Source organism: Agrilactobacillus fermenti, from assembly GCF_021030645.1.
Lineage (GTDB): Bacteria > Bacillota > Bacilli > Lactobacillales > Lactobacillaceae > Agrilactobacillus > Agrilactobacillus fermenti.
On sequence record NZ_JACGCJ010000002.1, the window covers coordinates 93,404 to 108,417 of the forward strand.

At 39.1% G+C, this 15,014-nt stretch carries 15 protein-coding genes; 2 read left to right on the forward strand and 13 right to left on the reverse strand.

Annotated features, from left to right (window positions below; all coding sequences use genetic code 11):
- Positions 1-55 precede the first annotated feature (55 nt).
- From FHQ08_RS01015 to FHQ08_RS01060, 10 genes are all read right to left on the reverse strand, one after another.
- Positions 56-1,279 (reverse strand): GNAT family N-acetyltransferase, encoded by a 1,224-nt coding sequence (locus tag FHQ08_RS01015; protein WP_230912517.1) that lies wholly within the window; start codon positions 1,277-1,279, stop codon positions 56-58.
- An 11-nt stretch (positions 1,280-1,290) separates the two neighbouring features.
- The gene (gene recD2, locus FHQ08_RS01020; RefSeq protein WP_230912518.1) at positions 1,291-3,726 is read right to left on the reverse strand and encodes an SF1B family DNA helicase RecD2; all 2,436 of its coding nucleotides are present in this window, start codon (positions 3,724-3,726) and stop codon (positions 1,291-1,293) included.
- A gap of 10 nt (positions 3,727-3,736) precedes the next feature.
- Complete coding sequence (locus FHQ08_RS01025; protein WP_230912519.1) at positions 3,737-4,396, reverse strand: tetratricopeptide repeat protein; 660 nt, start codon at positions 4,394-4,396, stop codon at positions 3,737-3,739.
- Positions 4,397-4,408: 12 nt separating this feature from the next.
- Positions 4,409-5,071 carry a histidine phosphatase family protein gene (locus FHQ08_RS01030; RefSeq protein WP_230912520.1) on the reverse strand — a complete coding sequence of 221 codons (663 nt, stop codon included), beginning with the start codon at positions 5,069-5,071 and terminating at the stop codon, positions 4,409-4,411.
- Between the two features lie 243 nt (positions 5,072-5,314).
- Positions 5,315-6,448, reverse strand: a complete 1,134-nt coding sequence (mnmA, locus tag FHQ08_RS01035) for a tRNA 2-thiouridine(34) synthase MnmA (RefSeq protein WP_230912521.1) — start codon at positions 6,446-6,448, stop codon at positions 5,315-5,317.
- 77 nt (positions 6,449-6,525) lie between these two features.
- On the reverse strand, positions 6,526-6,870 hold the full coding sequence (locus FHQ08_RS01040; protein ID WP_230912522.1) for a DUF1831 domain-containing protein: 345 nt from the start codon (positions 6,868-6,870) through the stop codon (positions 6,526-6,528).
- Positions 6,871-6,875: 5 nt separating this feature from the next.
- Positions 6,876-8,048 (reverse strand): cysteine desulfurase family protein, encoded by a 1,173-nt coding sequence (locus tag FHQ08_RS01045; RefSeq protein WP_230912523.1) that lies wholly within the window; start codon positions 8,046-8,048, stop codon positions 6,876-6,878.
- A gap of 43 nt (positions 8,049-8,091) precedes the next feature.
- Positions 8,092-8,778 (reverse strand): 5'-methylthioadenosine/adenosylhomocysteine nucleosidase, encoded by a 687-nt coding sequence (locus FHQ08_RS01050; protein ID WP_230912554.1) that lies wholly within the window; start codon positions 8,776-8,778, stop codon positions 8,092-8,094.
- A 27-nt stretch (positions 8,779-8,805) separates the two neighbouring features.
- Positions 8,806-9,078, reverse strand: a complete 273-nt coding sequence (locus FHQ08_RS01055; protein ID WP_230912524.1) for a hypothetical protein — start codon at positions 9,076-9,078, stop codon at positions 8,806-8,808.
- Entirely contained in the window at positions 9,071-9,634 is a 564-nt protein-coding gene (locus tag FHQ08_RS01060; RefSeq protein WP_230912525.1) for an NUDIX hydrolase, read from the reverse strand. The genes FHQ08_RS01055 and FHQ08_RS01060 overlap by 8 nt, the downstream gene beginning before the upstream one ends.
- A 196-nt stretch (positions 9,635-9,830) precedes the next feature.
- Between FHQ08_RS01060 and FHQ08_RS01065 the strand changes: the two genes are divergently transcribed.
- Both FHQ08_RS01065 and FHQ08_RS01070 read left to right on the forward strand, forming a co-directional pair.
- A complete protein-coding gene (locus tag FHQ08_RS01065) occupies positions 9,831-10,598 on the forward strand; it encodes a 5-bromo-4-chloroindolyl phosphate hydrolysis family protein (RefSeq protein ID WP_230912526.1) in 768 nt (255 codons plus the stop codon).
- Positions 10,591-11,796, forward strand: coding sequence for a toxic anion resistance protein (locus tag FHQ08_RS01070; RefSeq protein WP_230912527.1), 1,206 nt, complete (start codon positions 10,591-10,593; stop codon positions 11,794-11,796). Before FHQ08_RS01065 ends, FHQ08_RS01070 begins: the two co-directional genes overlap by 8 nt.
- Positions 11,797-12,107: 311 nt before the next feature.
- Here the strand turns inward: FHQ08_RS01070 and FHQ08_RS01075 are convergent, their stop codons facing one another.
- From FHQ08_RS01075 to dapF, 3 genes are all read right to left on the reverse strand, one after another.
- Positions 12,108-13,553, reverse strand: a complete 1,446-nt coding sequence (locus FHQ08_RS01075; RefSeq protein WP_230912528.1) for an MFS transporter — start codon at positions 13,551-13,553, stop codon at positions 12,108-12,110.
- 150 nt (positions 13,554-13,703) lie between these two features.
- On the reverse strand, positions 13,704-13,916 hold the full coding sequence (locus FHQ08_RS01080; protein ID WP_230912529.1) for a cold-shock protein: 213 nt from the start codon (positions 13,914-13,916) through the stop codon (positions 13,704-13,706).
- Between the two features lie 9 nt (positions 13,917-13,925).
- Positions 13,926-14,909, reverse strand: a complete 984-nt coding sequence (gene dapF / locus FHQ08_RS01085) for a diaminopimelate epimerase (protein WP_230912530.1) — start codon at positions 14,907-14,909, stop codon at positions 13,926-13,928.
- Between the last annotated feature and the right edge of the window lie 105 nt (positions 14,910-15,014).

The following is a 15,014-nucleotide window of genomic DNA, read 5'->3' on the forward strand; positions in this document are numbered from 1 at the left end:
CTTAAAACCCGTGATTCACTTGGCAAAACGGAATGACGCACTTACTATTAAGTGTTCAAAAATAATCAGAAAAATACGGTGTTTCTATTGGAATAATGTTTTCTAAATACTTGATGGCATTTTTTGAGGCCTGCAGACGTTCAATACTAGCTAAATAGGATGGTCGCCGGTAACTCATCAACATAGCCGTCAAAGTTTGAATATCTACTTTGACCACGTAACCATTGGCACTGGTTTGATTGATCGATAATTTACCATCACGATTCACATGAATATGAAATAAACCATTATTCCATGCTGCCATCGGATCAGTCACTTCAAAACTAATATCTTCCGTAATATTTTCAAAGGGGTAAGCCTTAAGAAACTCCTTCACATCAACTATCCGCGCCATATAATACGGTTCAATCGTTTCTTTGATATCCCCTGCATCCATCAAAAAAGCAATGGGTTCATCTTTATAAATATGCCCCTTGACATGTTCCACCATCGAATAATGCGCACTAATAAAATTCCAAAGACCAACCCGGGCTTCTTGATTTAAATAAATCATTTCCTTGAGATGGAAAACTTCTTCGGCAATCCAATAAATCACATAACCTGTAGCCACCTGATTTTCATCATAGTAAACGGCAGCAGTACGCTCTTCTTCATTTTCCCAACGCCAATATTCATCCCAAGCTAACTGATCGCGGATCATTGCACCGTGCGTCTGGTGAGCAAAGCGGTCATAAGTATCTAAAACATCAAAATCGTCGATTTCCTTACGTGCAACGTGGCCGGTCACTGGTACTGGTTTTGGTAATTGAGTATCGCGCAAATCAAAAGTTAGATGATCAGACATGATCTCCCAGCCCTTCTTACGATAAAAAGGAATGCTATATGGATATAAATATGAAATCCACTGTTGATTGTCCCGCATCTTTTCTAACCCAACTTTTACAAGATCGTGCATTAAGCCATGACCTGCATACTCAGGATAAGTGCCAACACCTGTTAGACCAGCCATTTTAAAAACTTTACCATGAATATTGACCTCGCAAGGATAAATCGCCAATTGCGAAACTAATTGTGTTTGATTGTACCACCCGATCACATCTGATTTTTCCAGAATCGGTTGTTTAGCCCGCACCAATTCTCCCTCTTCATAACCGCTCTCCAAGAGGTCTTGATTGGTGACTTGAAAAACATACCGCAATAGATCATTAAATTGATCAACGTCTGCCACTGGTACTGACTTGATTTGCAATTGTTGCCGAGTATTGTTATCTTTGTCCATCATCTTCACTCCTATTTCAAAAACGCATACGGGGAAAGACCATCCATACCAATCATAGGATCAATCGTTTGGTTATCAATCAATTCAGGTGTTAAATTCTGAGAAAGCGGCTCATCAACAGAATTAGTTATGGTGCTTGATTCTGCTTTTAGCGGTGCAGCTTCAACCCGAGCCGCTTCGTTTAGCTTTGAAGTACTTGTAAAAATACTCTGCATGCGCAGCACCAAAGTCGTTTTACGCGTGTTTGCCAACGCATGAACGGCTGTTTCAAACGCTTGAGGTTCGCCTACCATGATCAATAATGCCTTTGCTCTAGTAATAGCAGTATATAAAAGATTGCGTTTCAACATACGGCGAAATTGCATCACTAACGGCAGAATAACTAACGGAAATTCACTTCCCTGAGCTTTATGGATCGACGTACAATAAGCCAAGGTAAATCGGCTCCATTCGGAACGTTTATACGTCACCTCAGTCCCTTCAAAATCAATAGTAATTTTATCAACTTTGTCTGTATTTTCTTTGGCCAAAGTAATGGCAACGATTTGTCCGAGTTCACCATTGAAAACATTTAAGTCTGGGCTATTCACTAGATGTAATACTTTATCACCAATGCGATAAATAAAATTACCGAACTTGACTTCTTTACTGCGATCCGATTTTTTAGGATTCATAATATCTTGTACTAATGGGTTCAAGTGATCAATGCCAGCTGGACCCTTATACATTGGAATCAACACCTGCATATCTTTAGCTGAAAAATCACGTGCTTTTGCTTTCGCAACAACTTGCGCGATGACATCTGGAATTTGATTCGGTAGACATTTAATAAAACTACGATCACTTTGATTTTTGAAAAAGTCGGCTGAAATGACACCCTCGTTAACTTCATGGGCCAATTCGACAATTGAAGAATTTTCATCCTGACGATAAATCTGCTCTAGCTCTTGACTGGGCAGTGCTTGTGAATTTAACAAATCAGCGAAAACTTGGCCTGGTCCGACAGATGGCAGCTGATCTTTATCACCAACCAGCACCACGTGCATTCCCAAATGAACCGATTTGATCAACTGGCGAAACAATGAGGTATCTACCATTGACATCTCATCAACCACTAACAACTTACCATCCAAATCATTTGTTTCTAAATCTTGATTATTTTCTTCACGTCCATTTAAGCCTAGCAACCGATGAATGGTGCTCGCCGGTAATCCCGTTGTTTCACTCATGCGCTTAGCTGCTCGTCCTGTGGGTGCTGCTAGCAAAACCGGAAAAGGAGTATCTTTATATTCATTAACATCTAAGGAAAATTCAAAATAGCGTGCAAAACAAACCACGATGCCATTTAAAACCGTTGTTTTACCGGTGCCTGGTCCCCCTGTTAGTAAACTAACCGGGCTTTCCAAAGCTTGTTGAATCGCTAATTGTTGTGCGGCATCATATTGAATCCCTAAGCTCTGCTCGGCTTGTTGGATCAATTGTTTTAAAACGGTTGGCTCAATTTTTTCGGGTCGTTCTTGAGTTAACCGCTTTAAATGCTCAGCAATTTGCCACTCACTTCGAAAAAGAAATTCAGGATATAATCGATGATCTTGAGAAATAATCTTACCTGTTTTGGCAAGATTTTGAATTTCAATTGCTATTTGATCCTCACTCACCGGCGCTGGCCGACTGGATTCTAACAAATGTAGAGTTTCATCCAATAAACGCCCTGCATCCGTATATGTATCTCCCGCCTGAAAAGTTAAATCGTTTAACACTTGTAAAATACCCGCTTGATAACGTTCAGGCGCATCAGCCGTAATCCCTTGTTTTTCAGCAATGCTATCAGCACGTTTGAACCCGACGCCGGTAATATCATAAACCAACTGGTAAGGGTTCTCAGTAATCACACGAATGGTGTCCTCTTGATACTTCTGATAAATCTGTGTCGCTAAACTACTCCCAAAACCAAATGCATTTAGACTGATAATTGCGCGCTCCATACCAACATTAGCTTGTAGTGCAGCTACAAGGTCCGTTTGTTTCTGGCGTGATAAACCCAGGTTTTGTAAACAGGTTGGATCTTTAATGATTTGATCAATCGCATTTACACCCAGTCGATCAACGATTTTCTCGGCTGTTTTAGGGCCAATACCCTTAAATTGATTGCCAGATAGATATGCTACTAGCCCCTCTTTAGAAGTGGGGGTTAGCGTTTCATAGTTGTCTGCTTTAAACTGATACCCATATTTAGGATGATCAATTGGGTGCCCAATAAACTTATAGGTTTGATCTTCTTTAATATCACCAAAACTACCCGTAACTACGATTTCATCTTCATGAAAATCCGGCAAATTATGATCTTTGATTTTAATCAATAAGATCTTAAAAAAATTCTCTGGGTTTTGAAAGAAAATACTACTAACAGTCCCCGTCAGCCATAATTGCTGAACTGCATCTGCCATTGCCACCCTCCTAACGTTTATCTTTTTGATCACGAATCATTTTTTCAATTGCCACTAATTGAGTTTGCTTGCTAGCATAGTACTGAGCATCTTTAGCTTTCACAGCTAATAACTTAGTTTGATCGTGGTCACGAACAAAATCAATTAAGCCTATCCCAAACAAAGCATCTAGATCAGTTGGTTTTAACTGATACGCTTTTTGGTAAAAAGTTTTCGCTTGAGCTAACTGTCCCAAACTTAATAAACTATCCGCTAACACCAAATAAGCCGCCGAATTTTGAGGTGCTTTTTCAGTAGCTGTCAAAGCAAAAGCTGCTGACTTTGCATATTGTTTCGTCTTAAAAAAGATACGCGCTAACATTAGATTATTATCAAAATTTGCGTCTTGTTGGTTCAACTTATCAAACTCGGTTTGAGCTAAATCATAACGGCCCGCTTCATAGTAAACAACCCCTAAATTATAAAGTAGCTCGGTTTGCGCGCCAAATTTACCAATTGCTTTCTGTAATAACACTTCTGCCTGCTCAACATCCTGTAACTGTGTTAAATACGTACTCAATTGCAAGTAATTCTCAATTTGTTCTGGCTCATTATTAATTGCTTGTACTAAAACGTGAACGGCCTTCTGCTTTTCGTCCTGATTAAATAATTTTTCTGCTTGCTTATTCATAAATTCACCTAACTAAATTGTATCCGTCGCATTTAACCGGTGTTTCAAAAATTCAGTATCATTCCATTTAACCAGCTGGAATTTTTGACCATGATCTTGGGTTTTAATGATGGTGACACTACTATTAGTCAAACCGCCATTTTTACGAATATTTGCAATTGGCGTGCCTAATAAGGATTGGATCAAAGCTACTAACGCGGCACCATGACTGACGAAGAGGATATTTTGTTGACCGGTTTTATCAAGGCGTACCGCTTTTTTGACGACCGGTTGCATCCGATCAATCAACGCCTGAAAGGTTTCCCCACTAATTCGCGCTGGATTATAATTTGCTGGCTCATGTCGAAACGCAGCCAATTCTTTTGGAAAACGTTGGGCAACCTCCGTGAACTTCATACCTTCCATTTTACCTAAATTAAATTCGCGTAAATTTTCATTAATAATAATCGGAAAATCTTGTCCTAAGGCCTCTTTTAAATAAACGGCTGTCATTTTGGCCCGTAATAAAGGGCTTGTATACAGGCGGGCAAATTTAATATGACTCAAATAATGACCCAGACTGGCAATATCACGATAACTTTGTGGCAGCAATGGTGAGTCCCCTTGACCGCCTTGATAACGCCCTTCTAAGTTCCATTCAGTTTTACCGTGTCTGATAAAATATAATTTCGTCATAATCTGCCTCTTTACTTACCTTATACTTTTTAAACTAATGACACTTATGTACATATCGTAATAGTCCCATTATACCAATAATTGCGGCGCAAAAAAATAAGCGATTCAAAAATGACAACGACAACTCAAATATTTTGCATCATGCAGCCAGACACAAACTAAAAAAGATCTATTGAATAAAGTGATCGCACACTTTTTCAATAGATCTGACTTAGTTTATTTTAAATCATAAACCATTAATTTCTAAACATATTGTAATTGCTTCTCAGCACTATAAGCAGCATCAATCGTGCCACCACCAAGACATTCAGCACCATCATAGAAAACAACCGCCTGTCCAGGTGTAATTGCTCGAACGGGTGCATCAAATTCTACTTTAGCTTTGCCGTCAGCTAACAAGTGAACTGTCACGCCAACATCTTGCTGACGATAGCGAAACTTAGCGGTGCAGTGGAAGACCTCAGGCTTAGTCTCAGGTGTCATAAATGTAAGCTTGCTAGCGTCTAAACTTGTCGCATACAAATGTGGATTATCAAAGCCCTGATCCACATAAAGGATGTTCTTATCCAGATCCTTGCCAACGACAAACCACGGCTCGTTAGACTTACCATTGCCACCGATTCCTAAGCCAGAACGCTGCCCGATCGTGTAGTACATCAAGCCAGAGTGCTCACCCATGATCTCACCAGCTGGTGTCTGCATGACACCTGGCTGTGCTGGTAAAAACTCACCTAGAAACTTCTTGAAGTTACGCTCGCCAATAAAGCAAACACCGGTTGAATCTTTTTTATGTGCTGTGGCTAAACCAGCTGCTTCAGCAATCTTTCGGACATCTTTTTTCTGCATATTCCCAATTGGAAACATCGCTTTTTGTAACTGATCTTGACTTAAAGCACTTAAAAAATAAGTTTGATCTTTATTTTGATCAGCACCACGCAATAAGTGCACTGTGCCATTTTCATCTTTTTGAGTTTGTGCATAATGCCCCATAGCAATATAATCAGCATTCAAATCCATTGCATAGTTCATAAAGGATTTAAACTTGATCTCCTTATTACACATAACATCAGGATTTGGCGTCCGCCCGTGGCGATACTCGTCTAAGAAATATTCGAATACATTATCCCAATACTCTTTTTCAAAATTAACTGAATAATAAGGAATTCCGATTTTAGCAGCAACTTTTGCTACATCTTCGTAATCCTCTGTTGCGGTACAGACTCCAGCATCGTCGGTATCATCCCAGTTCTTCATGAACACACCAATGACATCATACCCTTGTTGCTTGAGCAAAAGCGCCGTCACAGATGAGTCCACACCGCCTGACATACCGACAACAACACGCGTTTGGCTGTTATCCATAAAATTCACCATCATTTCATATAAATTCTAGTTTTCTACGATTTGAAGGTCGCGAACACCAGTACATTACATTATAACAAAGGTGTCAAGTATTATTTAATAGCTAAAACTTCACGATCCAGCAGATTTTGAATCACAAAGTTAAACTGATCAATAATTGCTTGAGTTTTACTAGGATCCTTAAAAATATTCATTGGATGCAAACCAGAATTATCAGTGATCGATAGCTTTAACTTCTTTAAATCTTTGTCCACCGTTATCTTCAATTTGAAGCCACCAGCATAAGGCGAATCGCCATTCAAAGGCCGTTCCAATTGAAAGTTGCCATTACGCGTCGGTACAAAGCCTGTATCGCGTAGCGTATAACGTTTTACTTCTGGACTTAAACCATATGTTATTGGTGATCCTTGAACTTTTGCTGTCGTCGTTAATGCCATCGCTGCTAACCTCCGATTTTACTTTTTTGCTTGGTTAAATAACTTTTGACACTCTGTATCAATTGTTCACTAAACTTAGCTACTTCTTCAGGCGTTGTCTGAGCACCAAAACTAACCCGAATAGACTCAGCAACTTGTGGCGCATCACTGCCGTACATCGCTGTCAAAACATGGGAAGGCTCCAAACTACCAGCTGTACATGCAGAACCGCCAGAAATAGCAAAACCAGCTAAATCCAAATTCATCTGTAAAACATTAGTTGGTACGCCTTTCAGCCAAATATTCATCACATGCTGCAAATCATCGGTAGCTAACGTGCCATTGATACCATAGTCAATCCCAGCCGCATCTAGCGCTTGCGTGATCTGTAATTTAAACTGATGGTACTTGGATTGCCGGTTGGCACGTTCCGTATCATCAATTAAAGTCACCGCTTTAGCAAAGCCAGCAATTGCAGGAATATTTTCCGTCCCAGCGCGCCGTTTATGTTCTTGTTCGCCGCCCTTTACTAAAGGCATAAAATTAAGTCCTGTGCGGGCATATAAAAACCCAATAAACTTGGGACCGTTAATTTTATGTGCTGAAGTGGATAATAAATCAATATGCATTTTTTCAACATCAATGGGTAGCAATCCATAAGCCTGAACAGCATCCGTATGAAAAACGGCTTGGTGATTTTGCAATAAGGCCCCAATTTCTTGAATCGGCATGCGTGCACCAGTCTCATTGTTGCCCATCATGACCGTTACTAAAATAGTATCTGGTCGTAACGCCGCTTTGAAATCAGCTAAAGCGATATGATTTGTTTTATCAACTGGTAAGTATGTCACTTCAAAACCTAAAGATTCCAAATAGGCCAAAGATTTCAAAACTGCCGGATGTTCTACTTGAGTTGAAATAATGTGTTTACCTTTAGCTTGATTGGCTAACGCCGTTTGTACAATTGCCGTATTGTCACTCTCACTGCCACCAGAGGTAAAAATGATCTCATCGTCTTTAGCATGAATACTCTGGGCAATAATGTGCCGACTCTCATCCAAAACAGCTCGAGCGGTACGCCCAAAGTAATGGGTGCTGGAAGCATTACCAAAATCATGCGCCATTTGGTCTGTCATTTCGGCAATGACTTCTGGTGCCATGGGTGTTGTGGCAGCATTATCTAAATAAATATGTTCCATAATAACCTCCTATACCATTATCGACTCGCAGCAATACTTAATATCATTTCAAAAAGCTTAATAGAATCTCAGCTGATTGGCGGCCAGCTTGAATGATAAAATCATCAAAATTAGTAGCAGCCGCTTCATCAGCAACATCACTCAAGGCGCGAATAATCACAAAGGGCACACCAAACTGAGTCGCTACTTGACCAACAGCCGCACCCTCCATTTCATTAGCCAGCGCCTTGGGGTATTGTTTTAGAATCTCCTGAATACGGTCACTAGAATTGACAAACTGATCACCGGAAACAATTAATCCCCTCGTAACTGGTAACTGCTTAGCTTTGGCTGCCTGTACAATTTTGTCTGCTAATACGCTATCTGCTGGAAAAATCTGCGGTTGATCAGGTAGTTGTCCAGGTAAATAGCCAAAGCCAGTCACATCTACATCGGTATAGGCTACACCAGTTGAAACCACAGTCTCTCCGATTTGTAAGCCAGCACCAATCCCACCAGCAGAGCCAGTATTGATCAATGCGTCTAACGGCATAGCTTCTAATAACAAAGTGGCTGTGATAGCTGCTTGAACTTTACCAATACCGCTTTCACAAAGGACGATCTCATGCGTACCAATCTCGCCAAAATAAAGCGTCACGCCTCCTTTGATTATCGTATGTGTATTTTGCAAATTTTGTTTCAAAACGGTGATTTCTTCCGGCATTGCACAAATAATCCCTAATTTCAAAATTGCCACCCAATCTTAATTTAAATTTGATTAAACGAAAAATAAAATAGCATAAACAAAAGCCGTCAAAAAGCCAATAATTAAAATAGCCCAATTCAAGCGCCATTTCAAGGTATACGACTTTTCTTCAGCATAAGCTCCTGTTAAGGCTAATTTTTCTTTCAAAGTTCGTTTTTGATAAGCTTTTTCAGCAGCTAAACGTTGGTCATCACTAGATCTAAAGTCTGGATCCGTTTTTCGGCGTTGTCGAATTGTTTTTCTTTCAGCAAATTTTTGTTTAAAAGCAGTCATTAATTTAATCAAGTCGAACCGCACCCTTTAATCGCAATATTTCCCAATAATATAAAGCCATGATTGTCTTGGCATCACAAATCAAGCCTGCCTGTTTTGCATCATTTGCTTCAGCAAACGTTAAGTGACTGACATTTAAAAATTCATCGGGGTCTAAACTGCGTTTATGTGTGACCTTTTGTAGCTGATCGCTATAATATAGATGTAAAAATTCATCCGCAAATCCTGGTGTTGAATAGAAATCCGTTACATGCTGCAACTGGTCAGTATATAATCCAGTTTCTTCATTTAACTCTCGTAAGGCTACTTTATGGGGATCTTTTTCACCTAAATCAATTTTACCTGCCGGTATCTCTAAGGTCTCTTTTTGCATTGGTGCGCGCCATTGCCGCACAAAAATCATCTTACCATCTTGGTCAATTGGCATAACTGCAACGGCACCATGATGATGAATAATTTCACGTTTTGCTGTTTTACCATTGGGCAAAAGCACATCTTCTAAATCTAAATTCAGAATAGCCCCACGATAAATTGGCTGTGTTTTAATGACTTTTTCTTCGAAATTCATACTTGACCTCCATTATCTTCTATCATCTTACAAGTGTCCGCTGAATTTGTAAATGTAAGGTCCCAATATTTGCTTATTTCAAGCAAAGATCAGCACCTAGTTGGTGGAAAAATCCACCTTTAGACTTATACTTTTGCGCTTAGTCCCTGTGTTAAAATGAAGCCATACAGAACAAGAGAGATGTAGGAGTGACAATATGAAAAAAATAAGAAACACTCTGATTGGTAGTGTCATTGTCTTATTGATCAGTGGTATCCTTATGCAAGTTAGGTATATGGGTTCTATCCCCTTTTTAGCGATGATGGTTGCAATGATCAGCTTTGCCGTTTTCATCATCAGTTTACCATTTTATATCATCCAGCGGCGGGCATTGCGGCACCAGAAAGTTGCAGATGATGCAACTTTACCCACAGGTAAATTATCACATCGTTTAATGGAACACTATAAGCAAGCTGGTTTAAGTGACAGCGACATTGTCTTCTTTCGGCAAACAATGGCTGAGGCTGAAAAAACCATCCGTCACTTAGACAAAGCTATTAATGATACGCCAAAGTTAAAAACAATCGATTTGAACTTGGATATTATCAAAGTTTCCAAATCAATGTTTGCGGCAATCGTTAAAGAACCTCAGCGTATGGCTGAAGCCAGTGACTTCTTATATAAGCACTTGCCTACGATTACAAAATTAAGCGACAAATATATCGAAATTTCTCATCACGAGATCAAAACTACCGATACTTGGGAAGTGCTGGCAAAAAGCTTAGATGTAATCAAAAATCTAGGTAACCAAATCCGTAAAGATTACACTACCTTTGTCGCAGATGATTTGGATGACATGGACGACGAAATGTCCGTTGCTAAGGATAGTCTATCTGATCTACAAAAAGACGCAGATAAGATGGACGCAGCAATGCAAAAGATCAATGAGACCTATCAACGCGATAAGGAGCAACAACATGGCTGAAAATCAGAATAAACAAGCAACCACAGATGATTTAATGAACGATTTATTGGCGGATCCTTTCACAAAACAAACGCCTCAAGTAAACCCAAAGCAACAAGCAGCACCTAACTCAAGTATTTTAGAAAAGCTGCCGCCTGAAGATCAGCAGAAGGCTCAGGAACTTGCAAAATCGATCGACACAACTAATACAACCAGTGTTATTAATTATGGTGCTCAGGCCCAAAAGCAGTTAGGTGAGTTTTCACAAAATATCTTAACTAAAGTTCAATCACAAGATACAGGTGAAATTGGCGATGCTTTGACCGACTTGATGTATCGCTTAAATGAAGCAAATCCAGATGAACTGCGAGCAGAAGACCGCAATGTATTTAAAAAACTTTTTGGCAAAGTCAAACGTTCAATTTTTGAAATTCAAAATAAATACCAAAAAATTGGTGCTCAAATTGATGGAATTGCCGCTAAATTAAATAATGAAAAAAATAGTTTATTAACTGATAACGTCACTATGGAAGAATTGTATCAACAAAACAAAACCTACTTCCAAGCCTTGAATATTTATATTGCCGCTGGACAAGTTAAAATTAAAGAATTGGATCAACAACTGATTCCAGAAGCCGAGCAAAAGGCCAAAACGACCCAAGATCAAATGGATGTCCAAACAGTACAAGATTTGCAACAGTTCAAAAATCGTCTGGAAAAACGGACGTATGACCTGGAATTAGCACGACAAGTTACTTTACAGCAAGCACCCCAAATTCGACTGATTCAAAATACAAATCAAGCCTTGGCAGAAAAAATTCAAGCATCCATTAATACAGCTATTCCGCTTTGGAAAAATCAAGTAGCCATTGCATTAACTTTATTACGGCAAAAAGATGCCGTTACAGCGCAGCGGCAGGTTTCCGAAACAACAAATGATTTATTGAAGAAAAATAGCGAAATGCTGAAGATGTCTTCAATTGAAACAGCCAAAGAAAATGAACGTGGTGTAATTGATATTGAAACCTTACAAAAAACCCAAAATGATTTAGTCGAAACTTTACAAGAAACATTAAAAATTCAAAAAGAAGGTCGCGAAAAACGGCAAAATGCTGAACTCGAATTAAACCGTATGGAAGATAATCTACATGATCAACTCTTACAAATCACGACCAATCAAAAATCGAATCCAACTGGACCCAAAGATGTCACCGGCTAATGATTGCCTGGTTATTACATTAAAGAGGGCCAGGAACAAAATTGATATTTTGTTCCTGGCCCTCTATTTGTCTGCTAACAATTTCATGTTAAACGTGTTTCAAAAGGCAATGCCCTCACCCAACGACGAATGACTCAAATGGAAAGTCCACCATTTTTCGTAATTCTTGTTGGTGCTCAGGCGCTGGGCGCCTTTTGTCTCACTCTCCTCTATTTGTCTGCTAACAATTTTATGTTAAACGTGTTTCAAAAGGCAATGCTCTTGATCACACGTTGCTTTTGATAATTTTAACTAATCTAACTCAAAGTAACCTATTTCGTTAGGTTTCGGCTACTTTGGCGCCAGCGATTAATCGTCACAATGGCTGTAAGCAAACAGATCACTGAGGAAATAATAAAGACCATGTGCATGCCATAAATAAAAATATCAGGTCGATGAGTCAAATAAGTGGTAACATGATGTCCCGCTTTATGGCTCATTGCTGCAAATAAAATTGTTGTGGACAAAGAGATTCCAATAATCATACCCATATTTCTTGCTAATGCATTCAAGCCACCAGCGATCCCCAGATCCTGAGTCTCAACTGTACTCATCACGATGGTATTGTTTGGTGCTTGGAAGATCCCATTACCTAGACCAACAACCCCGATCATGGCCATAAAGAACCACAGGGGTGATGTTAACTGCGTCATCGCATAGCCAATTTGACTAATTAAAATGGCAATCAACCCAATCACCGTCAATAAATAAGGCCCAATTTTATCTGAAATACTACCAGCCAACGGTGCAATCACAACTTGAACAATCGGAAAGATCATCAAAATATAGCCAGCGTAATTAGGTTCTAGTCCGCGAGCATTTTCTAGATAAAAAGGCCCAATAACATTGAAGAAGAAATTGACAATAAAAATCAACATTGCTGTCAATAAACTAATGGTGAAATTTTTGTTTTTAAAAATATGGAATGGTAACAATGGCTGTTCTGTATGCCGTTCGACGTGGATAAATCGCCACAGGCCAATTAACGAAAATACCCATAATGCAATAATGATCCAATTGCTAAAACCGATTTCTTGACCTAAAAAGACACCCAGGAAAAACAAAACAATTGTTAGTCCAAATGTAAAAGAACCGGGGACATCAATTTTAACTTTATTGAAAAATCGGTCTTTAGGTAGCATGAAATGTCCCATGATCATCGTTAGAATACCAACAGGTACATTGATCCAAAAAATATAACCCCAAGGTAAATGCGCCAAGATAACGCCACCAATACCTGGACCAGCAATACTACCTAAAGAAACAAATGAGCCAATCAGTCCCAAAGCTTTACCTCGCTCGTTCATGGGAAAAATCTCTGTAATAATACCATTGTTAGTACTCATCGTCATACTGGCACCGGTTGCTTGCACTACTCGAGCAAAAAGTAAGAACCATAAACTATGGTTAAATCCGGCTAATAGGGAACCCAAAATAAATAAAGATGTGCCCCAGCGAAAAACTTTGATCTTGCCAAAACTGTCGCCAATTTTGCCAAAAAGCAATAGCAGCGCACAGATAATAATTAAATATATCGAAACGACCCACTCTACTTGGTTTAGTGGGACTCGCAGATCGCGACTCATGACTGGTAGCGCAATGTTGACAATACTGCCATCTAAAGTTGACATAAAAGTAAACATCCCCACTGCAGTCAGAATCCACCAGCGATGTTTTTGGACGTCACTATCGTCCACGTAACTTTTTACAGGATCCATCGAACTGCCTCCGTTTATAAATTCGCAACCTTGACATTATAGCCGAAATTTACCTCAAAATAAAACAATTGAAACAAAAAATAAAAAATAAAGTTGTAACGAATAATCAATTGAAAATTCGCAACAACTTTATTTTTTCATCATACCATTTTAACCTTCATCTGACTTAACTAAGGAAACATTAGCAGCTTGAGGGCCTTTTGAACCTTGTACAACCACAAAATTTACTTTGTCGCCGGGATCGAGTGTTTTAAAACCAGGTTCAATAATTGCAGCAAAGTGAACAAAAATATCACCTTCGTCTTGAGTCTCAATAAACCCAAAGCCTTTTTCTTTATTAAAAGTTTTAACCGTTCCTATCATCTAAACGCCTCACTTTGTAACTTTTTGAATAAACTGAAGATACTGTTTTTGCTCCGATGTTTTTTGAATCTTAATATCAGTAAAATCTTGCATTAATGCCGCCTTTAGATCAAGCGTAATATAGTCTTGGAACGTGGCATTTCCAATCAAATCAATCCAATAATGGTTGCCATCTTCATGAGGCACTGTTTTGACCATCCCACCAGGATTATAAACACTCAACGTATCATTAAAATTAGCATATTCTGGATGTAAGTAAGCTGTTAGCAAGCTAGAGGCTGACATTGCTGTGCCACAAGCGTTGGTAAAACCAACCCCACGTTCATAAGTACGAACAAAAATTTCGTCCTTTGCACGTAAATTAACGAAACTAACATTGACCCCTTCCGGGAAGTAAGGGTTCTCACCATTTAAATAAGCCGCAATACGTTCTAATTCTGGGCCTTGCAAAGTTACCTCATCCACAAAACTGATCAAATGCGGGTTGGGCACGGCAATCGCAGTAAATTTTAACGTATCTGATAATTCAGGCAACACCTCATCAATAACCTGCTCTTTAGCCTTAAAATGCATTTTTAAATCTTGCGCTGCAAAACTAACTGGTGAAATTTCAACTTTGAAAGCTGAAACACCAGTAAATAAATCTTGTGCTTTTTGAACATGAAGATTTTGATACATGGTTTCGACTTCGAAATTTTCAGCATGATTCTTTTGTGCTAGGTAACGTGCTACAGTCCGTAACCCATTACCACACATGCTAGCTTCAGAACCATCCGCATTAATCACCCGCATCCGTCCAACAGCGTCATTCTTTTGACTATCGCCAACCAATAATAATCCGTCTGCTCCACCGAGCAAGCCATTCTCATGATCCGTTAATTTTTGCGTTAAGGTTACAATCTCTGATTCTGTCAATTGATGTGGTAATTTTGTTGTATCTAAAAGAAAAAATGTATTTCCAGAACCGTGAACCTTGATTAATTGAATGTCCATTTTCGCACTTCCTAAAAGTAGGTTTAGAATAGTTTATCATAGATTTTTAATTAAATAAATCAAGCTAACTGAAAATAAACTACTATTCTTAAAAATGGCCATAAA